The 25,530-nt window shown below is 71.7% G+C and carries 26 protein-coding genes; 4 read left to right on the top strand and 22 right to left on the bottom strand.

Annotated elements, in window-relative coordinates:
- Window positions 1-6 precede the first annotated feature (6 nt).
- From BIV28_RS00635 to murA, 3 genes are all read right to left on the bottom strand, one after another.
- On the bottom strand, window positions 7-2,025 hold the full coding sequence (locus tag BIV28_RS00635; protein ID WP_242652710.1) for a protein meaA: 2,019 nt from the start codon (window positions 2,023-2,025) through the stop codon (window positions 7-9).
- A gap of 103 nt (window positions 2,026-2,128) precedes the next feature.
- A complete protein-coding gene (locus tag BIV28_RS00630) occupies window positions 2,129-2,485 on the bottom strand; it encodes an STAS domain-containing protein (RefSeq protein ID WP_076258398.1) in 357 nt (118 codons plus the stop codon).
- Between the two features lie 175 nt (window positions 2,486-2,660).
- A complete protein-coding gene (gene murA, locus BIV28_RS00625; RefSeq protein ID WP_076258396.1) occupies window positions 2,661-3,947 on the bottom strand; it encodes a UDP-N-acetylglucosamine 1-carboxyvinyltransferase in 1,287 nt (428 codons plus the stop codon).
- Window positions 3,948-4,012: 65 nt separating this feature from the next.
- Here murA and BIV28_RS00620 point away from each other — a divergent pair, with 65 nt between their 5' ends.
- Window positions 4,013-4,654, top strand: a complete 642-nt coding sequence (locus BIV28_RS00620) for a cob(I)yrinic acid a,c-diamide adenosyltransferase (protein ID WP_076258394.1) — start codon at window positions 4,013-4,015, stop codon at window positions 4,652-4,654.
- A 138-nt stretch (window positions 4,655-4,792) separates the two neighbouring features.
- Here BIV28_RS00620 and BIV28_RS00615 read toward each other — a convergent pair whose 3' ends face one another.
- Window positions 4,793-5,230: a DUF2550 domain-containing protein gene (locus BIV28_RS00615; protein ID WP_076258392.1), complete on the bottom strand. Its 438-nt coding sequence runs from the start codon at window positions 5,228-5,230 to the stop codon at window positions 4,793-4,795.
- Between the two features lie 11 nt (window positions 5,231-5,241).
- Entirely contained in the window at window positions 5,242-5,520 is a 279-nt protein-coding gene (locus BIV28_RS00610) for a F0F1 ATP synthase subunit epsilon (protein ID WP_076258391.1), read from the bottom strand.
- Between the two features lie 119 nt (window positions 5,521-5,639).
- On the opposite strand from BIV28_RS00610, the gene BIV28_RS00605 reads away from it, so the two are divergent.
- Window positions 5,640-6,077, top strand: a complete 438-nt coding sequence (locus BIV28_RS00605; protein WP_076258389.1) for a DUF6918 family protein — start codon at window positions 5,640-5,642, stop codon at window positions 6,075-6,077.
- A 129-nt stretch (window positions 6,078-6,206) separates the two neighbouring features.
- Here the strand turns inward: BIV28_RS00605 and BIV28_RS00600 are convergent, their stop codons facing one another.
- The 14 genes from BIV28_RS00600 to BIV28_RS00535 all read right to left on the bottom strand — a co-directional run bounded on the left by BIV28_RS00600 (window position 6,207) and on the right by BIV28_RS00535 (window position 20,732).
- On the bottom strand, window positions 6,207-7,598 hold the full coding sequence (locus BIV28_RS00600; RefSeq protein ID WP_076258388.1) for an NAD(P)/FAD-dependent oxidoreductase: 1,392 nt from the start codon (window positions 7,596-7,598) through the stop codon (window positions 6,207-6,209).
- A 118-nt stretch (window positions 7,599-7,716) separates the two neighbouring features.
- Window positions 7,717-9,435 (bottom strand): hypothetical protein, encoded by a 1,719-nt coding sequence (locus BIV28_RS00595; RefSeq protein ID WP_207555677.1) that lies wholly within the window; start codon window positions 9,433-9,435, stop codon window positions 7,717-7,719.
- A 21-nt stretch (window positions 9,436-9,456) separates the two neighbouring features.
- Window positions 9,457-10,917, bottom strand: coding sequence for a F0F1 ATP synthase subunit beta (atpD, locus tag BIV28_RS00590; RefSeq protein WP_076258384.1), 1,461 nt, complete (start codon window positions 10,915-10,917; stop codon window positions 9,457-9,459).
- A 30-nt stretch (window positions 10,918-10,947) separates the two neighbouring features.
- On the bottom strand, window positions 10,948-11,883 hold the full coding sequence (locus BIV28_RS00585; RefSeq protein ID WP_076258383.1) for a F0F1 ATP synthase subunit gamma: 936 nt from the start codon (window positions 11,881-11,883) through the stop codon (window positions 10,948-10,950).
- 99 nt (window positions 11,884-11,982) lie between these two features.
- Window positions 11,983-13,614, bottom strand: a complete 1,632-nt coding sequence (gene atpA / locus BIV28_RS00580) for a F0F1 ATP synthase subunit alpha (protein WP_076258381.1) — start codon at window positions 13,612-13,614, stop codon at window positions 11,983-11,985.
- Between the two features lie 69 nt (window positions 13,615-13,683).
- The gene (locus BIV28_RS00575) at window positions 13,684-14,496 is read right to left on the bottom strand and encodes a F0F1 ATP synthase subunit delta (protein ID WP_076258379.1); all 813 of its coding nucleotides are present in this window, start codon (window positions 14,494-14,496) and stop codon (window positions 13,684-13,686) included.
- Window positions 14,496-15,074, bottom strand: a complete 579-nt coding sequence (locus tag BIV28_RS00570; protein WP_076258377.1) for a F0F1 ATP synthase subunit B — start codon at window positions 15,072-15,074, stop codon at window positions 14,496-14,498. Before BIV28_RS00570 ends, BIV28_RS00575 begins: the two co-directional genes overlap by 1 nt.
- A gap of 57 nt (window positions 15,075-15,131) precedes the next feature.
- A complete protein-coding gene (atpE, locus tag BIV28_RS00565; protein WP_026863922.1) occupies window positions 15,132-15,341 on the bottom strand; it encodes an ATP synthase F0 subunit C in 210 nt (69 codons plus the stop codon).
- A 126-nt stretch (window positions 15,342-15,467) separates the two neighbouring features.
- Window positions 15,468-16,250 carry a F0F1 ATP synthase subunit A gene (gene atpB / locus BIV28_RS00560; protein ID WP_076258374.1) on the bottom strand — a complete coding sequence of 261 codons (783 nt, stop codon included), beginning with the start codon at window positions 16,248-16,250 and terminating at the stop codon, window positions 15,468-15,470.
- A gap of 175 nt (window positions 16,251-16,425) precedes the next feature.
- Window positions 16,426-16,716, bottom strand: a complete 291-nt coding sequence (locus BIV28_RS00555) for an AtpZ/AtpI family protein (RefSeq protein ID WP_076258372.1) — start codon at window positions 16,714-16,716, stop codon at window positions 16,426-16,428.
- A 14-nt stretch (window positions 16,717-16,730) separates the two neighbouring features.
- Complete coding sequence (locus BIV28_RS00550) at window positions 16,731-17,246, bottom strand: Cg1360 family ATP-synthase-associated protein (protein WP_076258371.1); 516 nt, start codon at window positions 17,244-17,246, stop codon at window positions 16,731-16,733.
- A 145-nt stretch (window positions 17,247-17,391) separates the two neighbouring features.
- Window positions 17,392-18,489, bottom strand: coding sequence for an MraY family glycosyltransferase (locus BIV28_RS00545; RefSeq protein WP_076258369.1), 1,098 nt, complete (start codon window positions 18,487-18,489; stop codon window positions 17,392-17,394).
- Between the two features lie 35 nt (window positions 18,490-18,524).
- Window positions 18,525-19,805 carry a serine hydroxymethyltransferase gene (locus BIV28_RS00540; RefSeq protein WP_076258367.1) on the bottom strand — a complete coding sequence of 427 codons (1,281 nt, stop codon included), beginning with the start codon at window positions 19,803-19,805 and terminating at the stop codon, window positions 18,525-18,527.
- 84 nt (window positions 19,806-19,889) lie between these two features.
- The gene (locus BIV28_RS00535; RefSeq protein WP_076258365.1) at window positions 19,890-20,732 is read right to left on the bottom strand and encodes an L-threonylcarbamoyladenylate synthase; all 843 of its coding nucleotides are present in this window, start codon (window positions 20,730-20,732) and stop codon (window positions 19,890-19,892) included.
- Window positions 20,733-20,865: 133 nt separating this feature from the next.
- Here BIV28_RS00535 and BIV28_RS00530 point away from each other — a divergent pair, with 133 nt between their 5' ends.
- Window positions 20,866-21,969 (top strand): class I SAM-dependent methyltransferase, encoded by a 1,104-nt coding sequence (locus BIV28_RS00530; protein WP_076258364.1) that lies wholly within the window; start codon window positions 20,866-20,868, stop codon window positions 21,967-21,969.
- Here the strand turns inward: BIV28_RS00530 and prmC are convergent.
- From prmC to rpmE, 3 genes are all read right to left on the bottom strand, one after another.
- Window positions 21,954-22,871, bottom strand: coding sequence for a peptide chain release factor N(5)-glutamine methyltransferase (gene prmC / locus BIV28_RS00525; RefSeq protein WP_076258362.1), 918 nt, complete (start codon window positions 22,869-22,871; stop codon window positions 21,954-21,956). The genes BIV28_RS00530 and prmC overlap by 16 nt on opposite strands.
- Window positions 22,868-23,953 carry a peptide chain release factor 1 gene (gene prfA, locus BIV28_RS00520; RefSeq protein ID WP_076258361.1) on the bottom strand — a complete coding sequence of 362 codons (1,086 nt, stop codon included), beginning with the start codon at window positions 23,951-23,953 and terminating at the stop codon, window positions 22,868-22,870. Before prfA ends, prmC begins: the two co-directional genes overlap by 4 nt.
- An 88-nt stretch (window positions 23,954-24,041) precedes the next feature.
- Complete coding sequence (gene rpmE, locus BIV28_RS00515; RefSeq protein ID WP_076258359.1) at window positions 24,042-24,257, bottom strand: 50S ribosomal protein L31; 216 nt, start codon at window positions 24,255-24,257, stop codon at window positions 24,042-24,044.
- Between the two features lie 330 nt (window positions 24,258-24,587).
- Here rpmE and BIV28_RS00510 point away from each other — a divergent pair, with 330 nt between their 5' ends.
- On the top strand, window positions 24,588-25,520 hold the full coding sequence (locus BIV28_RS00510; RefSeq protein WP_076258357.1) for a hypothetical protein: 933 nt from the start codon (window positions 24,588-24,590) through the stop codon (window positions 25,518-25,520).
- Window positions 25,521-25,530: the final 10 nt, after the last annotated feature.

Raw genomic sequence — 25,530 nt, 5'->3', positions numbered from 1 at the left:
CGCCAGTCAGGCCGGTGCGGTCTCGAGCGGCGCGAGACCACGCGCCTGCCGGATGACCCCGACCATCTCGCCCATGATCTCGTTGAGCCCGAAGTCCTTGGGTGTGAAGACCATCGCCACCCCGGCCTCGCGCAGAGCCGCGGCGTCGGACTCGGGGATGATGCCGCCGACGACCACCGGCACGTCGGCCGCGCCGGCCGCGCGCAGGCCCGTCAACACCTCGGGGACCAGCTCCATGTGCGAGCCGGACAGGATCGAGAGCCCGACGAGGTGGACGTCCTCGGCGACGGCCGCCGCGACGATCTGCTCGGGCGTCAGTCGGATGCCCTGGTAGACCACCTCGAACCCGGCGTCGCGAGCCCGCACGGCCACCTGCTCGGCGCCGTTGCTGTGGCCGTCGAGGCCGGGCTTGCCGACGAGGACGCGCAGCTTCTCGCCGAGCTCCTCGCCGGTGCGGGCCACGAGCTGCCGGACCCGGGCCAGGTGGTCACCCGGCTCGGAGCCGCCGACGCCGACCGACCCGGACACGCCCGTGGGAGCGCGGTACTCGCCGAACTCCTCGCGCAGCGCGCCGGCCCACTCCCCCGTCGTGACGCCCGCGCGCGCGCACTCGAGGGTGGCCGGCATGAGGTTGGTGCCCGACGCCGCGTCGGCCCGCAGGCGCTCCAGCGCCGACGTGGCGCGGGCCTTGTCGGACGCGTCGGCGTCCCTCGTGTCGCGCCACGCGCGCACCGCCTCGGCGGCGGCCTGCTCGACCGACGCGTCGACGGTCTGGATCGCGGTACCGAGGTCGGCGGTCAGCGGGTTGGGCTCGGTGGTCTCGAAGCGGTTGAGCCCGACGATGACCTCGTCGCCGGCCTCGATCCGGCGGCGACGCTCGGCGTGCGAGGCGACGAGGGCCGACTTCATGTAGCCTGTCTCGACGGCTGCGACGGCGCCGCCCATCTCCTCGATGCGCGCCATCTCGGCCTTGGCCCCAGCGACGAGCTCGGCCACCTTGGCCTCGACGACGACCGACCCTGCGAACAGGTCGTCGTACTCGAGCAGGTCGGACTCGAAGGCGAGCACCTGCTGCATCCGCAGGCTCCACTGCTGGTCCCACGGCCGCGGCAGGCCGAGCGCCTCGTTCCACGCCGGCAGCTGGATGGCGCGGGCGCGGGCGTCCTTGGACAGCGTCACGGCGAGCATCTCGAGGACGATCCGCTGCACGTTGTTCTCGGGCTGCACCTCGGTGAGGCCGAGGCTGTTGACCTGCACGCCGTAGCGGAAGCGTCGGGCCTTGTCGTCGGTGACGCCGTAGCGCTCCCGCGTCAGCTCGTCCCAGAGCTCGACGAAGGCTCGCATCTTGCACATCTCCTCGACGAACCGCACACCGGCGTTGACGAAGAAGGAGATTCGCGCGACGACCGCCGAGAACTCCTCTGCCGGAACCTGGCCCGAGTCGCGCACGGCGTCGAGCACTGCGATGGCGGTGGACATCGCGAAGGCGATCTCCTGCACCGGCGTCGCCCCGGCCTCCTGCAGGTGGTAGCTGCAGATGTTGATGGGGTTCCACTTCGGGATCTCGCGCACCGTGTACGCGACGAGGTCGGTGATGAGGCGCAGCGAGGGCCCGGGCGGGAACACGTAGGTGCCCCGCGACAGGTACTCCTTGATGATGTCGTTCTGCGTCGTGCCGGCGAGGGCGTGCACCCACTCCGCGGCGTCCTGCCCTGCGGCGTCGGCCTGGCGCTCGGCCGCCACCTGGTAGAGCGCGAGCAGCCACATCGCCGTGGCGTTGATCGTCATCGACGTGTTCATCTCGCGCAGGGGGATGCCGTCGAAGAGCGCGGCCATGTCGCCGATGTGGCTGACCGGCACGCCGACCTTGCCGACCTCGCCGCGGGCGAGCGGGTGGTCCGGGTCGTAGCCGGTCTGGGTCGGCAGGTCGAAGGCGACCGAGAGGCCGGTCTGGCCCTTGTCGAGGTTGCGCCGGTACAGCGCGTTGCTCGCGGCGGCGCTCGAGTGGCCGGCGTAGGTCCGCATGACCCACGGTCGGTCGCGCTGCGGCCGGGCCGGTGCGGGCGGGGCACTCTCCGTCGAGGACATGGCTCGACGGTAGCGGCGGCCCCTCGCGGCGGGGAGTCGCTCAGGCGGTGAGAGGCGCCACAGTCGCGGCGTGCCGCGTGGCGAGGATGCGGTCGAGGCGGCAGCCCCGGACGAGCCGCGTCGTGCGGTCGCTGGGGTCGACGAGCAGGAGCCGGCGTTCGGCGCGCGTGGCGCGGCGGTGCAGGTGCACGAGGACCCCGAGGCCCGTGGCGTCGCCGATCTCGGCGTCGGCCAGGTGCAGGCGGATGTCACCGCGCCCCTGCGGGATGATCTCGTGGATCGCGTCGCGGATGTCGGGCACCGTGTGGATGTCGAGGCGACCCTCGATGATGACGTCGTGCCCATCCGGTCCGTCGACCACTCGGACCGGTTCCCTGCGGTGGGTGTTCAGCGCCATCGTGGACCCCTCTCAACGCGGCTGCCGTCACCATGATGACGCGCCGCGTACCGGAAACGTTGCCTTGAGGAGTCAAGAACCAGTCAAGAAAATACGTCCGGCGCGTGCAGATGGTAGGGCAGCCGGATGCCTCCCGCGGACGAACCGGGGCAGTCCGGGCGAAGCGGCCGCAGCCTCAGTCGAAGTCGAGGGCGTCGTCGGGCTCGCGGGTGACGTCGGCGCCGAGCGCCCGCAGCGCGACCTCGAAGCGCGGGTAGCCGCGGTCGATGTGGTGCACGCCGCTGACGAGGGTGTCGCCCTCGGCGACGAGTCCCGCGATGACGAGGGCGGCGCCGGAGCGGATGTCGCTGCTCTCGACCGGGGCCCCCGACAGCAGCGGCACGCCGTGCGTCATGACGTGGTGCCCGTCGATCTGGGCCTCGGCCCCGAGCCGGGCCAGCTCCTGGACGGTGCGGAACCGGGCCTCGAAGAGGTTCTCGGTGACCATCGCCGAGCCGTCCGCGACGACGTTGTAGGCCAGCGCGAACGGCTGCAGGTCGGTGGGGAAGCCCGGGTAGGGCAGCGTCGCGACGTCGAACGAGCGGGGCCGGCCGTCACGCACGGCGACGCGGAAGCCGCGGTCGGTCGACTCGACGGTGCACCCGGCGTCGGCGAGCATCCCGAGCGGCACCCGGAGGTGGTCGGCCACTCCCCCGACGACCTCGACGTCGCCACGGGTCGTCGCCCCGGCGAAGGCCCACGTGCCGGCGGCGATCCGGTCGGGGACGACCGCGTGCTCGGTCGGCGACAGGGCCTCGACGCCGTGCACGACGATCCGCGAGGTGCCGGCACCCTCGATCTGCGCCCCCATCGAGGTGAGCATGTTCGCGATGTCGACGATCTCGGGCTCCTTGGCCACGTTGTCGATCGTCGTGGTGCCGCGGGCCAGCACCGAGGCCGTCAGGGCGTTCTCGGTGGCGCCGACGCTCGGGAAGTCGAGGCGGATCTCGGCGCCGCGCAGCCCGTCCGGGGCCTCGGCGACGAGGTAGCCGTGGGTCACGTGCACCTTGGCGCCCAGCGACTCCAGGGCGGCGGCATGCAGGTCGAGTCCGCGTGAGCCGATGGCGTCTCCGCCGGGGACCGCGACGTCGGCCTGGCCGGTGCGGGCCACGAGCGGGCCGAGCACCGAGATCGAGGCCCGGAGCGCGCGGACGAGCTCGTAGTCGGCGCGGTGGCCGATCGTGGCGGGCACGTCGAGGACGACGCGGTTCTCCTCGGGCACGTACTCGACGCCGACCCCGAGCCGGCGCAGCAGCTCGGCCATGATCGTCACGTCGGCGATGGCCGGCACGTTCGTCAGCGTCGTGCGGCCCTCGGCGAGCAGCGCAACGGCCATGAGCTTGAGGGCGCTGTTCTTGGCGCCCACGACGGTGACCTCGCCGACGAGGCGGGCCCCACCGACGACACGGAATCGCTCTCTCACCCACCGAACCCTATCCGGGTCCCCCGCTGCGCCGAGCGCGCCCGCCGTGGTGAGAGAGTGACCCCATGGTCAACCTGACGCGGATCTACACCCGGACGGGCGACGACGGCACGACGAGCCTCGGCGACTTCTCACGGACGAGCAAGAACGACCCGCGCCTGCACGCGTACGCCGACGCCAACGAGGCCAACGCCGCCATCGGCATCGCGGTCGCCTGCGGCGAGCTGCCCGAGGAGGTCGTCGCCACCCTGCGCCGCGTCCAGAACGAGCTGTTCGACGTCGGGGCCGACCTCTCGACGCCCCTGCGCCGGTCCTACGAGTACCCGCCGCTGCGCGTCGAGCAGCCGTGGATCGACGACCTCGAGGCCGACTGCGACCACTACCTGGGCCAGGTCGAGAAGCTGCGCTCGTTCATCCTGCCGGGCGGCACCGCCGGCTCGGCCCACCTGCACCTCGCGACGACCGTGACGCGTCGGGCCGAGCGCGCCGCGTGGGCGGCCGTCGAGGCGCACGGCGTCGAGCCGGGCGGCGAGGGCGAGGCCCGCGGCCTCGGCGGCGTCAACGTGCTGACCGCGAAGTACCTCAACCGGCTGTCCGACCTGCTCTTCATCCTGGCCCGGGTCGCCAACAAGCCGATCGGCGGCGACATCCTGTGGCAGCCCGGCGGCGGCCGCGTCGAGAAGCCCGAGCGACGCCACAAGGCCTGACCCACCGCGGCCGACCGGCGCGATCGGACGCGGAAAGTGCGCCATGGCGCACTTTCCGCGGCCGATTGCCCCGATCCGGCGCGCCAACTCCGCCATGGCGCACTTTCCGCGGCGGACGGCCCGATGGGGCCGGACGCGTCAGGCGACGTTGACGTTGTAGCCGGGAGGCGCGGCCTCCTGCCAGGACCGCAGCGCCGTGTAGGCGGGGCCCTGGAGCGCCAGCTCGAAGCCGGCGTCGCCGTCGGTGCACGGGACCAGGCTGGCGTCGGGCAGCAGCGGGATCGACTCGGTGCCGGTCAGCAGCACGGGCGCCTCGATCTGCAGCCGCTGGCGGGCCCAGCGACGCTTCGGGCGCACGGAGACGCCCCCGAGCGTGAACCACTCGAGGGCGTTGTCACCGAACCTGATGAGGCCGAGGCGCCAGCGGGCCGTACCCGGCTGGCGCAGGCCGCACAGCGTCAGCTGCAGGCCGCGGGCGATGTAGCGGCGGCGCAGGTAGGTCGTCGTGAGGATGACGACGGCCAGGGCGAGCAGCGTGCCGATCACGATCTCCGTGGAGACGAGAACGGACGGCACGCGCGCTGGCCTCAGTGGTTGGTCTGGAGCGCCGACGCGTCTACGTGCTCGGCGACGATGGTGACGACGTCGGAATCGACCGACAGGAAGCCGCCGTCGACCATGACGGTGCTGCGCTCGCCCTCGAGGGAGTCGATGGAGACCTCACCCTCGACGAGGATGCCGAGCAGCGGCGTGTGGCCGGGCAGGATGCCCAGCTCGCCCGAGATGGACCGGGCGCGTACGAACTTGGCCTCGCCCTCCCAGACCTTTCGGTCGGCGGCGACCATCTCAACCTTGAGCGAACTCACAATTCCTCCGGATCGTGGGGGTGTGCCTCGCAGTTTAGTGCCTCTGCAAGGATGCTCCGTACGCGAGGTGGCTCCCGCCGCCCGCGCCGATTCCCCCACCCTCCACAGGAGTCCGATCCATGAGCACTGCCGTGTCCGACGCCCTCCTCGACCCGACCCGCCGACCCGTCGCGGTCGACACCCTGACCGACGTCATCGACGCCGAGGTCGCCGACAAGTCCGGCTTCGGCGGCGCCGCGGTCAAGACGGGTTACGCCGCGGCCAAGAAGCTCGGCGGCAACTTCGTCTCGAGCGCCACCGACCGCCTCCTGCCGCAGTTCGCCTCGGCCCTCGACCCGTTCTGGGCGACCAAGGGCGCCGCGCCGTTCGGCGCGCACCTCGCCGGCCAGTCCGACGCCGTCGCCGACGCGCTGCTGTCCGTAACCGACACCAAGGCCGCGAACACCTCGCACGGCGCGGCGGCGAAGGTCTACGGCTCGCTGCGCGGCAAGGCCAAGGAGCACGTCGTGGCGGCCCTTCCCCGCCTCGGCGCTGCCGTGGAGCGTCTCGTCCCGTGACGACGCCGGCCTGAGGCACCTGCCGACGGCGCGACGACGCCCACCGGCCGCTGGACGAGGCCCCGACCGCTGTGCGGTCGGGGCCTCGTCGCGTCTGGGGCGGCGCGGTCGGTGCCGGGGCGGTCGGGTTCAGGCCGACCGGTCCGCCGGCTCGTGCGGCCGGTCCTTTGTCAGTCGCGGGAGCTCGGGGTGGAACCGGTCGCCGAGGTCGTGGATGGCCTGCCGGGCGAACACCTGCTGCTCGGTCACGGTGCGCTCGGAGCGGCCCCGGCCCAGGAAGCTGACGACCCAGTGCATCAGCGTCGTGATCCGGTGCTTGAACCCGATGATGTAGACGAGGTGGACGGCGAGCCAGAGCAGCCAGGCGATGAACCCGCTGAACTGCGCCTTGCCGACCGACGCCACGGCCGAGAACCGCGAGATCGTGGCCATCGAGCCCTTGTCGAAGTAGTGGAACGGGCCCTTGGGCTCCTTGCCGTCGAGTCGACGGCGGATCTGGTCGGCCGCGTACCGGCCGCCCTGGATCGCGACCTGGGCGACGCCGGGCAGGTTGTCGAGGGCCATCATGTCGCCCACGACGAACACCTCGGGGTGGCCGGGCAGCGTCAGGTCGGGCTGGACGGCGATCCGTCCGGCGCGGTCGAGCGTGGCCCCGCTCTGCTCGGCGAGCTGCTGCCCGAGCGGCGAGGCGCTGACGCCCGCGGCCCAGACCTTGCACACCGACTCGATGCGCTCGCGCGTGCCGTCCTCGCGCTCGACCTCGATGCCCGTCGAGTCGACCCCGACGACCTTGGCCCCGAGGCGCACCTCCACGCCCATGGAGGTGAGGCGCCGCACGGCGCGGTCGCCGAGCTTCTCGCCGAACGAGCCGAGGACGGCCGGCGCGGCGTCGAGGAGGATGACGCGCGCCTTCGTCGGGTCGATGCGGCGGAAGTCGCGGCGCAGCGTGCGCCGGGCCAGCTCGGCGATCTGGCCCGCCATCTCGACGCCGGTGGGCCCGGCGCCGACGACGACGAACGTCATGAGCCGCTCGATCTCGGCCGGCGTCGAGGCGAGCTCGGCCAGCTCGAACGAGCCGAAGATCCGGCCACGCAGCTCGAGGGCGTCGTCGATCGACTTCATGCCCGGCGCGTGCCGGGCGAACTCGTCGTTGCCGAACCACGACTGTCCGGCGCCGGCGGCGACGACGAGCGAGTCGTACGGCGTCACGCTCTCGCGGCCGACCGTCGAGTGGGTGACGGTGCGGGCGGCCAGGTCGATCGCCGTGACGTCGCCGAGGAGGACCTCGGCGTTGTCCTGGCGGCGCAGCACCTCGCGCGTCGACGGCGCGATCTCGCCCTCGGACAGGATGCCGGTGGCGACCTGGTAGAGCAGCGGCTGGAAGAGGTGGTGGGTCGTGCGGGCCACGAGCGTCACGTCGACGTCGGCCCGCTTGAGGCGCTGGGTGGCGAAGAGGCCGCCGAACCCCGATCCGATGACGACGACGCGGTGTCGCGGGGCCTGCGGGGTGGACGTGCTCACGAAGGGGTCCTTCCGTCTCGAGGTGGTGAACTCGTCGGCGATGACGGTGTGTCCACTCCAGTCAACACCTCCCCTACCCGCGACATGCCCGGCTCTCCCCGGTGTGCCCAGGGTCTCGTCAGGTGCGGCGCTCGAGCACGACGATCTCGGGGGTCTGGGTCACGACCCGGTAGTTCGACTGGACCCACGACCGCAGCGGGTCGGGCTCGCGGACGTAGCTGGTGCGGCCGTAGCCGGGCCAGAAGGCGCGTGCGGCGACGACGCACTGCGGCACCCGGCCGGTGCGGCCGTACCAGGCCAGCACGTGGGTGTTGCTCTCGCCGAAGAAGTCGAGCCAGGTGATGGGCGTGGCGAACCGCACGTCGCCGAGGAGGAAGGCCGCCGGGTAGATGTAGGCGAGGACGCCGTCGCCGGGTCGGGCGCACAGGCTCAGGGCGAGCTGGTTGTCGGCGATGGTCTCGCGCCGCTCGGGCGTCGTGCGCAGGCCCGCGTACGCGCCGTCGGCGACGGTGGCCGTGAGGTGGCCGGGGCTGCCGTCGCGGAAGCTGTTGGCGGTGTGGACGAAGGCGAGGCCCGCGACGAGCAGCAGCGCCACCGCGGCCTTGACGACGCGTCCGTGCTCGCTCACCCAGGCGAGCGTGGCCACCGTCACGGCGAAGAGGCCCGGCGCGATGACGGCGCCGGTGGCGCCCCAGATCGGCGCCGACGAGGTGAAGCCGGCCACGAAGGGCATGCCGACGAGCGTCGGCAGCAGGCCGAGGGCCACGACCCGCGCCGTCATCCCCCGCCGGGCGACGGCGGAGGCGAGGGCCGTCGGCAGGAGCACCACGAGCAGCACGGTCGCGAGCACGGGGCTGAGCCACGAGGCCACTGAGAAGGTCGACCCCGACGAGCCGCGCAGGACGGCCTGGACGCCGGCCGCCGCCACGGCGGCCACGACGAGGACGCCGCGGGCGCGCCTTAGCGCGGGCACGGCCCACACGAGGACCGCGAGGCCGCTCAGCACGAACGCCGCGACCGCCCACGGCTGGCTCATCTCGCCGCCGAGGAAGGTGAGCCAGCGGTCGATGCGCACCTCGCGCGGCGCCCGCGTCGACTGGTAGTCGTCGGTGAACGCGAGCGTCTCGCGCAGGTTCGCCAGGCCCCAGACCCCGAGCGCGAGGACCGCGACGACGATGCCGGTGCCGGCCAGGCCCGCCCCGACGCCGAGCAGCCCGCGCCCCCGGGCGAGCAGGAGCAGCACGACGACCAGCGCGACTGCCGCGGGTGCCGTGACCGGGTGGCTCATGGCCCCGAGCACGACGGCCGCGCCGGACACGACGCCCCACGGCAGCGACCGCCGCCCGATCGCCGCCGCGCCCGCGCACACCGCGAGCAGGTAGGCCATCGACGGCGTCGTGTTGTACGAGACGACCTGCTGGTTGTACGCCGCGGGGATGAGCGCGACACCGATGGCCGCGGCCGCGGTGCCACGCCCGACGTGCGGGGCGACGGCGCGCCACGACGCGACGCCGCAGGCGAGCCCGAGCAGGACGTAGAAGACCCGCGAGGCCAGCACGAGGCCGTCGATGCCGGCCACGTGCGTCCACACCCACACGAAGGGCACGGCCGGCCACGACCCGAGGACCTGGATGTTCAGCTCGTCCCGAAAGGGCGCATCACCCTGGGCCATCCGCAGCGCCAGCTCCACGGCGTGCGAGCTGTCCGAGAAGTCGATGCCGTAGCGGGCACGCCAGATGGCGGCACCGGCCAGCACCACGGCGAAGACGACTGGCCCCCAACGTCGGACGGGGAGGGCCCAGTGGGCACCTCCCCGTCCTCGGTCCGCACGAAACATGCGGTCAGACTGACATACGAGTCAGAGATTCTTCTGGATCTCCGCCCACTGCCGCTCGACATCGTCGAGGCCACCGCACATGAAGAAGGCCTGCTCACCGACGTGGTCGTACTCGCCGTCGGCGATCTTCGTGAACGCCTCGATGGTGTCGACCAGCGGCACCGTCGAACCCTCGATGCCGGTGAACTGCTTGGCGACGTAGGTGTTCTGCGACAGGAAGCGCTGGATGCGACGGGCGCGGTTGACGAGGATCTTGTCCTCTTCGGAGAGCTCGTCGATACCGAGGATCGCGATGATGTCCTGCAGCTCCTTGTTGCGCTGGAGGATCGACTTGATGCGCACCGCGGTGTCGTAGTGGTCCTGCGCGATGTAGCGCGGGTCCAGGATGCGCGAGGTCGAGGACAGCGGGTCGACGGCCGGGTAGATACCCATCGACGCGATGTCACGCGAGAGCTCGGTCGTGGCGTCGAGGTGCGCGAACGTCGTGGCCGGGGCCGGGTCGGTGTAGTCGTCGGCCGGCACGTAGATCGCCTGCATCGAGGTGATCGAGTGACCACGCGTCGAGGTGATGCGCTCCTGGAGCACACCCATCTCGTCGGCGAGGTTGGGCTGGTAGCCCACGGCGGACGGCATGCGACCGAGGAGGGTCGAGACCTCCGAGCCGGCCTGCGTGAAGCGGAAGATGTTGTCGATGAAGAGGAGCACGTCCTGCTTCTGGACGTCGCGGAAGTACTCCGCCATCGTCAGCGCCGACAGGGCGACGCGCAGACGCGTGCCCGGCGGCTCGTCCATCTGGCCGAAGACGAGCGAGGTCTGGCCGAGGACGCCGGCCTCCTCCATCTCGACCATGAGGTCGTTGCCCTCACGGGTGCGCTCGCCGACACCGGCGAACACCGACACACCACCGTGGTCGCGCGCGACACGGGCGATCATCTCCTGGATGAGCACCGTCTTGCCGACGCCGGCACCACCGAAGAGGCCGATCTTGCCACCCTGCACGTAGGGGGTGAGCAGGTCGATGACCTTGATGCCGGTCTCGAACATCGTGGTCTTGGACTCGAGCTGGTCGAAGGCCGGAGCCTTGCGGTGGATGCCCCAGCGCTCCTTGACCTCGAGGGTCTGGCCCTCCTCGAGGTTGAGGCACTCGCCGGTCGCGTTGAAGACCTTGCCGAGGGTGACGTCGCCGACGGGCACCGAGATCGGGCCGCCGGTGTCCTTGACGGCCGAGCCGCGGACGAGGCCGTCGGTCGGCTGCAGCGAGATCGCGCGGACCATGTTGTCGCCGATGTGCTGGGCGACCTCGAGGTTGAGGTTCTTCGTCTCACCGGCGAGGGTCACCTCGGTGGTGAGCAGGTTGTACTGGTCGGGCATCGCGTCGGAGGGGAACTCCACGTCGACGACGGGGCCGATGATGCGCGAGATGCGGCCGACGCCGCCCGCGGCCTCGGCAGCCACAGCGTTGTCACTGACGGTTGCAGTCATGGTTGTTGACTTCCTTACCTATGGGCGGGGTTACTTCTTGGCGTCCGCGAGGGCGTTCGCGCCGCCCACGATTTCGCTGATCTCTTGGGTGATGCCGGCCTGACGGGCCTGGTTGGCGAGGCGCTCGTACTTCTTGATGAGCTCGGTCGCGTTGTCCGTCGCCGACTTCATGGCCCGCTGGCGTGCCGCCAGCTCGGACGCCGCCGAGGACAGCAGCGCCGTGAAGATGCGGTTGCGCACGTACTTCGGCAGCAGCTGGTCCAGCACCTCGGACGCGCTCGGCTCGAAGAAGTACTCGGGCGGGATCTGCCCGTCCTCGTAGCGGTTGACGCTGAGGTCGATGCCCTCCTCGCCCTCGTCGTCGGCCTCGACGACCTCGAGCGGGAGCAGGCGCAGCACGTGCGGCTCCTGCCGGACCATCGAGCGGAAGCGCGTGAAGACGACGTGGATCTCGTCGTGGCCGCCCTCGGCGAAGTCCTTGAGGAAGTCCGCGGTGATCCGGTCGGCGATCTCCTTGGCGTTCTCGAACGTCGGGGCGTCGGAGAAGCCGGTCCACTCGGCGGCGTACTCGCGCCGGCGGAACTTGTAGTAGCTGACCGCCTTGCGACCGACGAGGTAGGAGGAGACCTCCTTGCCCTCGGCCTGCAGGTGGGCGACGAGCTCCGCGCTGCGCTTGATCGCCGCGACGGAGTAGGCACCGGCGAGACCGCGGTCCGCCGTGATGACGACGACGCCGGCGCGCTTGGCGTCGGGGTTGTCCGTCGTCAGCGGGTGGTCCTCGTTGGTGTTGGTGGCCACGGCGGACACGGCGCGCGTCAGGGCGGTCGTGTACGGCATCGCCTCGGCCGCCTTCTGGCGGGCCTTGACGACGCGCGCGGCCGCGATCAGTTCCATCGCGTTGGTGATCTTCTTGATGGACTGGACGGACTTGATGCGCTGGCGGTAGATCCGCATCTGCGCTCCCATGAGCTCCGCCTCTCTTGGTCTCTAAGGGTCGGTCGAGGAGTGTGGGGTGGTGCTGCCCCGGTGCCGCTCAGCCAGGCCGAGCGGCACCGAGGCGGCGACTCACTTGTTCTTGACGATCTTCGCCTGGGCGATCGCGTCGTCGTCGAGCTCCTCGGCCTCCTCGTGGCCGGCCTCGAGGCCGTCACGACCGGTGCCGCGGAAGGTGAACTTGACCTCGTCGACGACCTTGGTCAGGGCCGCCTCGGTGTCGTCGTCGAGCTTCTGGGTCTCGCGGATGGTCTGCAGGATCTTGCCGTCGCGACGCAGCGTCTCGAGCAGCTCGGTCTCGAAGGCGCGGACGTCCTCGACCGCGACGTCGTCGAGCCGGCCCGTCGTGCCGGCCCACACCGAGACGACCTGCTCCTCGACGGGGTACGGGTTGCTCTGCGGCTGCTTGAGCAGCTCGACGAGGCGCGCACCACGGGCGAGCTGGGCTCGCGAGGCGGGGTCGAGGTCGGAGGCGAACATGGCGAACGCCTCCATGGCGCGGAACTGCGCGAGGTCGAGCTTGAGTCGACCGGCGACCGACTTCATCGCCTTGATCTGCGCGGCGCCACCGACTCGGGACACCGAGACACCCACGTCGATCGCGGGACGCACGTTGGCGTTGAAGAGGTCGGCCTGCAGGTAGATCTGGCCGTCGGTGATCGAGATGACGTTGGTCGGGATGTACGCCGAGACGTCGCCGGCCTTCGTCTCGATGATCGGCAGGCCGGTCATCGAGCCGTGGCCGAGGTCGTCGGACAGCTTCGCGCAGCGCTCGAGGAGCCGCGAGTGCAGGTAGAAGACGTCACCCGGGTAGGCCTCGCGGCCCGGCGGGCGGCGGAGCAGCAGCGACACGGCGCGGTAGGCCTCGGCCTGCTTGGACAGGTCGTCGAACACGATGAGGACGTGCTTGCCCTGGTACATCCAGTGCTGGCCGATGGCCGAGCCGGTGTACGGCGCGAGGTACTTGAAGCCGGCCGAGTCGGACGCGGGCGCCGCGATGATCGTCGTGTACTCGAGCGCGCCGGCCTCCTCGAGGGTGCCGCGGACCGACGCGATGGTCGAGCCCTTCTGGCCGATGCCGACGTAGATGCAGCGGACCTGCTGGTCGGGGTCGCCGGACTCCCAGTTGCGCTTCTGGTTGATGATCGTGTCGATCGCGACGGTCGTCTTGCCCGTCTGGCGGTCGCCGATGATGAGCTGGCGCTGGCCGCGGCCGATCGGCGTCATGGCGTCGATCGACTTGATGCCGGTCTGAAGCGGCTCGTGGACCGACTTGCGCTGGACGACCGTCGGGGCCTGCAGCTCGAGCGCGCGGCGCTCCTCCGACTTGATCTCGCCGAGACCGTCGATCGGGTTGCCGAGCGGGTCGACGACGCGGCCGAGGAAGTCGTCACCGACGGGGACCGAGAGGACCTCGCCCGTGCGCTTGACCGACTGGCCCTCCTCGATGCCGGCGAAGTCACCGAGGACGACGACACCGATCTCGTGGACGTCGAGGTTGAGCGCGAGGCCCAGGGTGCCGTCCTCGAACTGGAGCAGCTCGTTCGTCATGCACGAGGGCAGGCCCTCGACGTGGGCGATGCCGTCGCCGGCGTCGCTGACGCGGCCGACCTCTTCGCGGGAGGCAGCGCCCGGCTCGTAGGACTGGACGAAGGAGTCCAGTGCGTCCCGGATCTCCTCCGGACGGATCGAAAGCTCCGTCATGTCAGATCTTCTCCTCGGTTTCGACCCGGGTGACGGGCCGTTGGGTGTTCACAGCAGGTGGTGGGAGCCTCAGGCACCCATGGCGCGGCGTGCGCCGTCGAGCTTGCGGATGACGGTGCCGTCGATGACCTCGTCACCGATCTCGACCTTGACGCCGCCGAGGACCCGCGGGTCGACGACGGTGTTGACGTGGACCTTGCCGCCGTAGATCGCGGCGAGGCCGGCGGCGAGCCGCTCGCGGTCGCCGTCGGTGAGCGGGACCGCGGACGTCACCGTCGCGGTCTGCTGCTCACGCCGGGCGGACGCGATGTCGAGGTAGGCCTCGATGGTGCGGTCGAAGCGGCGCCCGCGGGGCGACACGACGGCCTGGTGGGCCAGGGTCAGCGTCTCGGGGGCGACCTTGCCCTCGAGCAGCTTCGCGACGAGGGCACCTCGCGGCTGCGCCGGCGCCGAGGCGTCGGTGAGCGCGGTGCGCAGGGCCGGGTCGGCGGCGACGATCCGCTCGAAGCGGAACAGCTCGTCCTCGACACGGTCGGCGCGGTCGGCCGTCTCGGCCTCGGCGATGACCGTCTCGACGGCGTACCCCTCGACCGTGTCGGACAGGTCGCGCTCGGTGCTCCACCGCTGCGCGGCGACGCCCTTGAGCACGACGAGCGCCTCGGCGCTCACCTTGCCGGCGAGGAGCCGCTCGACGAGGGCGGCCTTGTCGGCCCCCTCGCGCGACGGGTCACCGACGGCGCGACGCAGGGTCGCGTTGCCGTCGAGGAGGCCGACGACCGCGAAGAGCTCCTCGGCCAACCGCGAGCGGTCGGCACCGGCAGCGAGCACGCCGGTGAACGCGTCGCGGCTCGTGGCCGCTGCTGCGCGTGAGGATCCCTGCATCAGCGGTCCCCGACCTTCTCGCGGACGACGTCGCCCGACTCGAGCTCGGCGAGGAAGCGCTCGACGATGCCCTTCTGGCGCGTCTCGTCCTCGAGCGACTCGCCGACGATGCGGCTCGCGAGCTCGGTCGAGATGCGGCCCACGTCGCCACGCAGCGAGACGAGGGCCTGCTGGCGCTCGGCCTCGATCTGCTTGTGCGCCGTGTCGGTGATGCGCGACGCCTCACCGACGGCGTGCTCGCGCATCTCGGCGATGATCTGCGCGCCCTGGGCCTTGGCGTCCTCGCGGATGCGAGCCGCCTCGGCGCGGGCCTCGACGAGCTGCGCCTGGTACTGCTCGAGCGCGGCCTGGGCCTGGGCCTGGGCCTCCTCGGCCTTGTTCATGCCGCCCTCGATGGCCGCGGTGCGCTCGGCATAGATCTGCTCGAGGCGCGGCACGACCGTGCGCTTCACGACGACGTACAGGGCCGCGAAGACCACGAGGCCGAAGAAGAACTCCAGCGGGTGCGGGATGATCGGTGCCGCGGTGGCCCAGAAGCCGCTCTCACCGCTCTCGGCGGTCATGGTCACTGCATGCATGCGGGTCTCCTAGAGAGAAACGAACGGTGCGTCGAAGGCTGGTCGCCCGTGCGGGCGTCAGGCCTTGAAGACGAACGCGAGCGCGATACCGAAGATGGCGAGGGCCTCGGTGATGGCCATGCCGAGGAACGCGATCGGCTGGAGCATGCCGCGGGCCTCGGGCTGGCGGGCGACGCCGTTGATGTACGCGGCGAAGATGAGGCCGACACCGATACCGGGGCCGATGGCGGAGAGGCCGTAACCGAGGATGGCGATGTTGCCGGTCATGTTGGAATCCATTTCCTTCTGGTCGGTCCCGCTGGCGGTTACCAGCGGGGCTGGGTGAAGCGTGTGGTGGAACGGGTGGAGCAGGTGGTGCGGGTCGTGCTGGTCCGTGCTGGTCCTTGGCGACCGTCAGTGCTCGTCGGCCAGGGCGCCGCCGATGTAGAGCGCGGCGAGGAGCGTGAAGACGTAGGCCTGCAGGAACTCGACGAGGAGCTCGAACAGGGTCATGACGACGGCGAAGATCCACGTGACGCCACCGGCGACGACGAGGATGCCGCCGTTGGTGAGCATGTACCAGCCGCCCGTGATGAACAGGACGATGAGGATGTGGCCGGCGAACATGTTGCCGAAGAGTCGCAGCGCGAGCGTGACCGGGCGGGTGAAGAGGTCGGTGATGAGCTCGAGGATGAAGATCGGCAGGATCATGCCCTTGGGCAGGCCGGCCGGGACGAGCGACTTCCAGTACCCGAAGAAGCCGTGCTTGCGCATGCCGACGACGTGGAAGACGACCCACACGATGAGCGACAGCGCGATCGGGAAGCCGATGCGGCTCATCGTCGGGTAGCTGAACGGCGGGACGACGCCGAAGAAGTTGTTGACGAGGATGATGACGAACAGCGAGAAGAGCAGCGGGACGAACTTGAGGAACTCCTTGGACCCGATGAGGTCCTTGGCGATCCCGTTGCGCACGAGCCCGTAGAGCGCCTCGGTGGCCATCTGGCCGCGGCTCGGCACGAGCGCCTTCTTGCGCGTCGAGGCGACGAGCCACCAGACGATGAGGATGGCGGACACGGCCATGAGCAGCATCGGCCGGGTGATGGCCCACGGACCGTCGGTGCCCCACAGCGGCTGCCAGAAATCGCTGACTCCAGGGGCCTCGAAGTCCGTCGGTGCGGCGGCGACGATGCTCACGGATTACTCCTTCGTACGTTCTGGGCTGCTCGTGCGATGACGACGGTCATCGGCACGGGGTCGGGGCCCGAAGCTGTGGTGGTGGGGTGCCAGGGCCTGGTGCTGCGCGTGCGGCAGGTGCTGCTGGGCGGGCCGGGCGGCGTCGCGCCGGCTGGCGACACGGGGTCCGCCTGGCTCAATGCGTACCGTATCGGAACCAGATCAGGTAGAGCGACAGGGCCATCCCCCCGACGATCCCCACCCCGACCAGCCACGACGTGCCCAGCCAGTGGTCGGCGAGGGCACCGAGGCCGCCGTAGACGAGGGGTCCGGTCAGCAGGTAGGCCACTGACTTCCAGGCCGAGTCGGACTCGCGCCGGTTGACGGCCTTGAGCCGTTCCTGCGCCTCCTCCTGCTCGGCCGCGGTGGGCGGACGCGTCGGCTCCTCCGGCCCGGGGCCGGACGGCTGCGCTGACGGGGTGCTCATGGTGACCTCCCTGCTCACGACTCATCACGCGGCTCCCGCGGCGGCTCGGACGGGCTGTCGGCGGAAGCGGGTGACGAGGTGTCCGACGCGGCGCCTGCGTCCGTGTCGGTCTCGGGGTCGAAGGCGAAGATGCGCAGGCGCTTGTAGGCGCGCATCTCGAAGAAGAGCCAGACGACGGCGCAGACCGTGACGGAGACGCCGATGGCGTACCCGGAGGCCCACGTGACGTCGCGCAGGGCGAAGAGGGTGACGCCGAGGACCAGCACCTTGACGGTGTAGGTCGCCATGACGATGGCCATGACCGTGGTGGGTGCCAGGTGGGCCGTGTAGCGCATGGCGAGCAGCGTCAGCGTGAAGAAGAAGACGACGAGGGCCGCGCCGATCGCGGCCGACCAGGCGGCCTTCGGGCTGGAGAAGAGCCCGACGACGATGCAGACGGCGCCGGCGACGAGGGTCGGCGGCAGCGACCCGCGCAGGAGCTGCGCGAACGCATCGTTCTGTGATGCGGTGCGGGCCGGGGTGGTGCTCACGGGAAGACCTGCCTGGGTGCGTCTGGTCGGCGGGGACCGGGTGGGCTGCTGACGGTCGCTGATGCTCGATTGTCTTGTGCGGAAAGGTGATCCGCGCCCCTCGGAGTTCCGTTCTCAGACTCTCCTCAGGTGCTTGTGAATGCTATCACAAGCGTTCGACGGGCCTCCACCGCGGGAGCCAGACGGTGAGCACGACGCCGAGCACGGCCGCCGCCCCGACGACGACGAGGGGGCGCCACCCGTCCCAGATGACGAAGGACACCGAGCCGAGGGCGACGATGGCCGCCCACAGGTAGAGGATCAGGACCGCGCGGCGGTGGCCGTGCCCGATCCGCAGCATCCGGTGGTGCAGGTGCTTGGCGTCGGCGTCCCAGGGCTTCTGGCCGGCCAGCGTGCGCCGGACGACGGCCAGGACCATGTCGAGCAGCGGCAGCATGAGTACCGCGAGCGGCACGACGATGGGCAGGAAGGCCGCGGTGACCTCGTTGCCGCTCACCTGGGACGGGTCGACGTTGCCCGTGAGGGTGATCGTCGCCGCCGACATGAGCAGGCCGAGCGTCAGCGCCCCGGAGTCGCCCATGAAGAGGCGCGCCGGGTGGAAGTTGTGCGGCAGGAAGCCGGCACACACCCCCACGAGCGCCGCCGAGATGAACGTCGCCGTCGAGAAGACGTTGGCCGGCACGAACGAGCGCGACACGATGTAGCTGTACATGAAGAAGGCGAGCGCGGCGATCCCGACGACGCCCGCGGCGAGCCCGTCGAGTCCGTCGATGAAGTTGACGGCGTTGGTCCACACCATGACGACGATGATGGTGAAGAGCACGAGCACCGGCGTGGGCAGGATCGTCGTGCCGAAGATCGGCAGCGACAGCAGCTGCACGCCGGTGTAGGCCATCAGCCCTGCCGCGAGGATCTGCCCAGCCAGCTTGGTGATCCAGTCGAGCTCGCGGATGTCGTCGAAGGCACCGAGCAGGCAGACGACGCCACCGGCGAGGACGACCCCGATGATCTGCTTCGAGGAGAAGAGGGAGCCGAGGTAGGGCAGTGCCCGCGCGACGAGCGCCGCCGCGACGAACCCGATGTAGATCGCCACTCCCCCGAGCCGCGGGATCGGCGTCGTGTGGACGTCGCGCGAGCGGACGGCCGTGAAGGCGCCCGTCGCGACCGCGAGGCTGCGCACGAAGGGTGTGGCGAGGTACGTGACCGCTGCGGCCACGATGAGGACGAGGACGTACTCGTGCACCTACCGACCCTCGCTCGGGCGCCGACCGCGGACGGTCAGCGGGGGTAGGCCGGGAAGCGCGTGACGAGGTCGGTGACCTCGGCGCGGACCTCCTTGCTCACCGGGTGGTCGGGGTCGGCGTCGCCCTGGGTCACCGACGTGTGGATGAGGCGCGCGATGGTCTCCATCTCCGGCAGGCCCATGCCCTGGGTCGTCACCGACGGGGTGCCGACGCGGATGCCGCTCGCGATGTTCGGCTTCTGCGGGTCGAAGGGGATGGCGTTCTTGTTCAGGACGATGCCGGCCGCGTCGGCGCGCGCCTCGGCGTCCTTGCCCGTGACGCCGATGCCCTGCAGGTCGAGCAGCGACAGGTGGGTGTCGGTGCCGCCGGTGGTCGGGCGGATGCCGACGTCCTTGAGGCTCTGGGCCAGCTGCTTGCTGTTGGCGATGACGTCGGTGGCGTACTGCTGGTACTCCGGCGTCGCGCACTCCTTGAAGTTGACCGCCTTGGCCGCGATGGTGTGCATCTGCGGGCCGCCCTGCATCATCGGGAAGACGGCCTTGTCGAGCGCGGCGGCGTGCTCCTCCTTGCAGACCAGGGCACCCGAGCGCGGACCGCGCAGCACCTTGTGCGTGGTGAAGGTGACGACGTCGGCGTAGGGCACCGGCGACGGGATCGCCTTGCCGGCGACGAGGCCGATGAAGTGCGCGGCGTCGACCCAGAGGATCGCGCCGACCTCGTCGGCGATGGCGCGGAAGCGCGCGAAGTCGATGAGGCGCGGGATGGCCGAACCGCCGGCGCAGATGACCTTGGGCCGGTGCTCCTTGGCGAGGCGCTCGACCTCGTCGTAGTCGATGTCCTCGGTGTCCTTGTCGACGCCGTAGGGCACGGCGTCGAACCACTTGCCGGAGAAGGACACCTTGGCGCCGTGCGTCAGGTGGCCGCCCATCGGCAGGGCCATCGCGAGGAGGGTCTCGCCCGGCTTCATGAACGCGCCGTAGACGGCCTGGTTGGCGCTCGCGCCCGAGTGCGGCTGGACGTTGGCGTGGTCGGCCCCGAAGAGCTCCTTGGCCCGCTCGATGGCGATCGTCTCGGCCTTGTCGACCTCGGAGCAGCCGCCGTAGTAGCGGCGACCCGGGTAGCCCTCGGCGTACTTGTTCGACAGCGTCGACCCGAGGGCGGTGAGCACCGCCGGGGAGCTGATGTTCTCGCTCGCGATGAGCTGCAGGCCGCCACGGATGCGGTCGAGCTCGGACAGGAGCACACCGGCGATGTCCGGGTCGAAGGACTGGAGGGCGCCGAAGTCGGAGCCGTAGAACGTCGTGTCGTCAGCCATGGGACATCTCCGGGAGGTGCGGGGTTCGGTGCAGGGCGGGGTGCAGCACGAGCGGCGCGCGGACGGATCCGGCGCGGACCAACTCTATGCCGTCGGGCTTTGCGTGTCGGAGGCCTGTCCGTCGGTGGTGCCGCCGGGGGCGGCATCGGACAGGGGGTCGGAGAAGAGCACGTCGCGCGACGGGTCGAGCGGGCCGGACGCGTGGGCGTCCGCCTCCGCGTCCGGGGCGGCGTCGGTCTCGGCATCCGGGGTGGTGTCGACGGGCTCGCCGAGCTCATCGGGCTCGCCGGACTCGGCGGGCCGCAGGGCCGCGTCGATGTCCTCCTGCGGGATGGCCCCGAGGCGCAGGGTGACCGGCGCCTCCCCCGTGCAGTCGATGATCGTCGAGGGGTCGCCGCCGGCGGTGGGGCCGCCGTCGAGGTACACCGCGACGGACTCGCCGAGCATCGCCTGCGCCTCGTCGACCGACCGGGCCGCGGGGTCGCCGGTGGTGTTGGCGCTCGTGACGGCCATCGGGCCGATGTCGCCGAGCAGGTCGAGGGTGATCTCGTGGTCGGGCACCCGCAGCGCGACGGTGCCGTTGGTCTCGCCGAGGTCCCAGTGCAGGGAGGTCTGGGCCTTGAGCACGACCGTCAGCGGCCCGGGCCAGAACCTCTCCATGAGCCGGTTGGCATAGTCCGGCACCTGGGTGGCCAGGCCCTGCGCGGTGCGCGCCGTGGGGATGAGCACCGGCGGCGGCATGTCGCGCCCGCGGCCCTTGGCCGCGAGGACCGAGGCGACCGCGTTGGCGTCGAAGGCGTCGCAGCCGATGCCGTACACGGTGTCGGTGGGCAGGACGACGACCTCGCCCCGTCGGACGGCGGCCGCGGCGGCGGGAATGCCCTCGGCGCGGCCCTCGGGGTCGGTGCAGTCGTAGCGCTCGCTCACGGGGCCGAGCCTACTGGTGACGGCTCGGAGCGTCCGAACGTGCCCGCGCCCGCGCGACCGTCCCGCCCGTCCCAGCCGCCACACGTCCCGGTGAATCGCGCCCACCCGGGCGCCGCGCGCGCCAGACTGCCTCATGAGCGATGCGGCACCCCTCCCGGCGGACGCCTCCGTGGCCGACCGCCTCTACGAGGCCTTCCTCGGCGCGCTGGACCTCTTCGCGGTGCACCTCGGCGACCGCCTCGGGTACTACAGCGCTCTCGTCGACGGGCCCCTGACCGCCGACGAGCTCGCCGGACGCTGCGGCTCCCACCCCCGGTACGCCCGGGAGTGGCTCGAGCAGCAGGCCGTCTCGGGCCTGCTCTCGGTGGAGTCGGACGACGCTGCGGGCGTCGATGACGACGCGAGTGACCGCCGCCGCTACCGGCTGCCGGACGCCACCGCGCGCGCCCTCGTCGACACGAGGGGCACCGAGTACTCCGCGCCGCTCGCGCGCTTCACTGCGGCCGTGGGCTCACGGATCGACGCCCTGACGACGGCCCACCGCACGGGCGGCGGGGTGTCGTGGCGCGAGTTCGGCGAGCACGCCCGGCAGGCGCAGGCCGACATGAACCGGCCGTGGTTCGAGTCCGAGCTGGCCCCGGCGTTCGCGGGCGTGCCCGAGCTCGCCGCGATCCTCGGGCGACCCGGCGCGAACGTCGTCGACATCGGCTGCGGCGCAGGGTGGTCGACGATCGCCGTCGGCAGGGCGTGGCCGCAGGCACGCGTCGTCGGGGTCGACATCGACTCGCCGTCGATCGAGCTCGCCCGCGAGAACGCGCGCCTGGCCGGAACGGCGAACGTCGAGTTCATCGCGGGTGACGCGCAGCTGCTCTCGACCGGAGGCTTCGACCTGGCGCTGGCGTTCGAGTGCATCCACGACATGCCGCGGCCGGTCGAGGTGCTCGCCTCGGTGCGTGCCGTGCTCGCCGAGGGCGCGCCGCTCGTCGTCATGGACGAGGCCGTCGGCCCGGCGTTCTCGACCGACGGCGACGGCGACCACGCCTTCGACCGGGTCATGTACGGCTTCAGCGTCCTGCTCTGCCTGCCCGACAGCATGTCCCACCCCGACAGCGTCGCCACCGGCACGGTGATGCGCCCGAGCACGCTGGGGCGCTACGCGCGGGAGGCCGGCTTCGCGACCGTCGACGTGCTGCCCATCGAGGACTTCGGCTTCTGGCGCTTCTACCGGCTCGGCTGACCGATCGCCTCGTCGCTCGCCCGCCGGCGGGCGGTGGTGACGCGGGGACGTCCGGTGAGGTCCGCGTGGTCGGCCACCTCGACCCAGAGCCCCGTGCGGGCGAGGCGGGCCGGCAGCGACCGACCCTGGGAGTCGGCGTGCTCGACGAGGAGCAGGCCGCCCGGGCGCAGCAGGTCGGCGGCCCGGCGCGCGACGGCGAGCGGGATCGCAAGGCCGTCCTCGCTGCCCCCGTAGAGCGCGAGCTCGGGGTCGTGGTCGCGCACCTCGGGGTCGAGCGGCACCTGTCCGACCGGGATGTACGGCGGGTTGACGGTGAGGACGTCGACGCTGCCCTCCCAGTCGGGCAGGCACGGGCCCGACGCGTCGCCCTCAACGAGGTCGACGTCGAGACCGAGCCGGTCGCGGTTGGCCACCGACCAGGCGTGCGCCTCGGCCGACAGCTCGACGCCACGCACCTCGACGTCGGGGCGTTCGTCCTTGACGGCGAGCGGGATCGCCCCGGACCCTGAGCACAGGTCGACGAACCGCACCACTGCCCCCGCGGGGCCGGCAGCCGTGAGGCGGTCGACCTCGGCGAGCGCGAGGTCGACGAGCACCTCGGTCTCGGGGCGCGGGACGAAGACGCCGGGCCCGACCGACAGGGTCAGGCGGCGGAAGTGGGCCCGGCCCGTCAGGTGCTGCAGCGGCACCCGCGCAGCGCGCTCGTCGACGAGCCGGCCGTAGGCGTCCGGAAGGGTCGTGCCGCCGAGGACCATCCGCCGGCGCACCTCCCCCGTGTCGAGCCCGAGGACGTGGGCGGCGAGCTCGAGCGCGTCGGCGTCGGGCGAGGGCACCCCGGCCTCGGCGAGGTCACGCGCCGCGGCCCGCACACCGGTGCGCAGGTCGGTGCCCGCGTCGGTCACGCGCCGGACCCCTCGGCGAGCGCCGCGAGCTTGGCGGCCTCGTCGGCGGCGAGGGCCGACTGCACGACGGGGTCGAGGTCGCCGTCGAGGACGGCGTCGAGGTTGTAGGCCTTGTAGCCGGTGCGGTGGTCGGAGATCCGGTTCTCCGGGAAGTTGTAGGTGCGGATGCGCTCGCTGCGGTCGACGGTGCGCACCTGCGAGCGCCGGGCCGCGGAGGCCTCGGCGTCGGCGGCGTCCTGGGCGATCTGGTGCAGGCGGGCCCGGAGGACGCGCATCGCGGCCTCCTTGTTCTGCAGCTGCGACTTCTCGTTCTGGCACGACACGACGAGCCCGGTGGGCAGGTGGGTGATGCGCACGGCGGAGTCGGTCGTGTTGACGCTCTGGCCCCCCGGCCCCGACGAGCGGTAGACGTCGATGCGCAGGTCGTTCGGGTCGATCGTCACCTCGACCTCCTCCGCCTCCGGCATGACGAGGACGCCGGCGGCGGAGGTGTGGATGCGGCCCTGGCTCTCGGTGACGGGGACGCGCTGGACCCGGTGCACACCACCCTCGTACTTGAGGCGCGCCCACGGTGCCTCGCCGAGACCGGGCGTGCCCTTGGCCCGGATCGAGACCCGGACGTCCTTGTAGCCGCCGAGGTCGCTCTCGGTGGCGTCCTCGACCGCGGTCTTCCAGCCCCGGGTCTCGGCGTAGCGCAGGTACATCCGGAGCAGGTCGCCGGCGAAGAGGGCCGACTCGTCGCCGCCCTCCCCCGCCTTGACCTCGAGGATGACGTCGCGGTCGTCGTCGGGGTCGCGGGGCACGAGCATCCGGCGCAGGTGCTCCTCGGCGGTGGCGAGGGTCGACTCGAGGGCCGGGACCTCCTCGGCGAAGGAGGCGTCCTCGGCGGCGAGCTCGCGGGCCGCCTCGAGGTCGTCGCGGGCGGACTGCCAGGCCCGGGCCGCGGCGACGGTCGGACCGAGCGCGGCGTAGCGCTTGTTCAGCGTGCGGACGAGGTCCTGGTCGCCGTGCACGGCCGGGTCGGCCAGGCGCGTCTCGAGGTCGGTGTACTCGTCGAGGACCGACTGCACGGAGTCGAGCACGGTGGGGTCCTTCGGTGGGCGACGGGACGGGCGGGAAAACGAACGCCGGCCCCGACGACCGAAGTCGTGGGGCCGGCGTGCGGGAGACCTACTTGGCGGCCTTCTTGCCGTAGCGGGCCTCGAACCGGGCCACACGGCCACCGGTGTCGAGGATCTTCTGCTTGCCGGTGTAGAACGGGTGGCACTGCGAGCAGACATCGGCCGAGATCTGGCCGGAGGTCGCGGTGCTGCGGGTCGTGAAGGTGTTGCCACAGGTGCAGGTGACCGTGGTCTCCACGTAGTCGGGGTGAAGGTCCTTCTTCAAGATTGTCTCCTCGAGGTGAAGTGGCCGGGTCGGAGTCCTCGCTGCCCACCCTGGTGGGTCGCTCTGCCGTGAACCGGTCCGAAGGAAGAGTGTGCCAGAAAGGCGCACGTCCTCCCAAACGCGTCGGGCCCCCTCGACATTCCCGACGACATCCCCCGACGGCATTCCCCGACGCGCGGCCCCCGCGGGTGCAACGATCCGCGGGGGCCCGGTGTCTCTCCCGGCACGGGGTGGGGCGCCGGGGGGACGGCCGCCGGGCGCCCGCAGGGACAGGGGGAAGGCATGCACCAGAGGAGCCGTTCACGCGGTGCCCGCGGGCATCGTGCGGCCGTGGCCGCGCTCGTGACGCTGCTCGCCGCCGTCGGGTGCACCGGGCAGGAGTGCTCGTTCGACGCGTGTCCCGACGTGCCCGCCGAGCGCGCCGGACGCGTCACCGGCGTCGACGCGTCGGGCACCGTGCGCTGGAGCACGACGGTCGCCGACCTCGTGTCGGCACCTCCCAGCCTGAGCAACGGCTACGTCGTCCTGCCCGGGTGCCACGCCCCGCACGTCGTCGACGTGCGGTCGGGGGCCGTGTCGAGTCCCGAGGGCATGAAGGAGGTCATCGGGGTCGTCGCCGACCAGGTCGTGGGGGTGCCCGAGGACACCGCGCTGATCGTCGCCGAACCGGTGGCCGGAGGCCCCGGCGGCTTCTCGTGGACCGAGTCGCCCGACGACCCCGTGGCGCGCAACGGCTACCGCTCCTCCGCCGTGGTCACCGAGGCGTCCGTGGTCGGGGTGCTCGGCCGGACGCTGGTGGTGTGGACGCCCGGCCCGGACCGGTGGGAGCGCACCGACGTCGCCCTGCCCGTCGGCTCCCAGCGCGGCGAGCGGCTCCTCGTCGTCGACCCCGAGCACGTCGTCGTGTCCGGTGACGACGGGTCCGTGCTCGGCGTCGACCTCGCGGCCCGGCGCGTCGCGTGGCGCACCCTGCCGCCCCGCCCCGACGACCCGACCTACCAGCACGTCGAGCTGGACGGGGCAGTCGTCGCCGTCGTCACCGGCTACCGCACCACCGACGCACCCGCGGTGACGGGCGGCGAGGGCATCGACTACCTCGGGTGGCGCGTCGACGCCCGGACCGGCCGCACGCTCGGGCGGCCGACGCAGGCCAAGCCCGCCAAGGGCTCGGGGGACGAGATCGCGGCCACGGTGCGCGACCCGTCCTCCGGGTGGAGCGTGACCCAGCGGCTCGAGCGACAGCCGCGGGGCGGCTGCTTCTGAGCCGCCCCGG

The organism is Intrasporangium flavum (assembly GCF_001956915.1).
Lineage (GTDB): Bacteria > Actinomycetota > Actinomycetes > Actinomycetales > Dermatophilaceae > Monashia > Monashia flava.
This window is presented reverse-complemented; position numbering and strand designations above follow the sequence as displayed.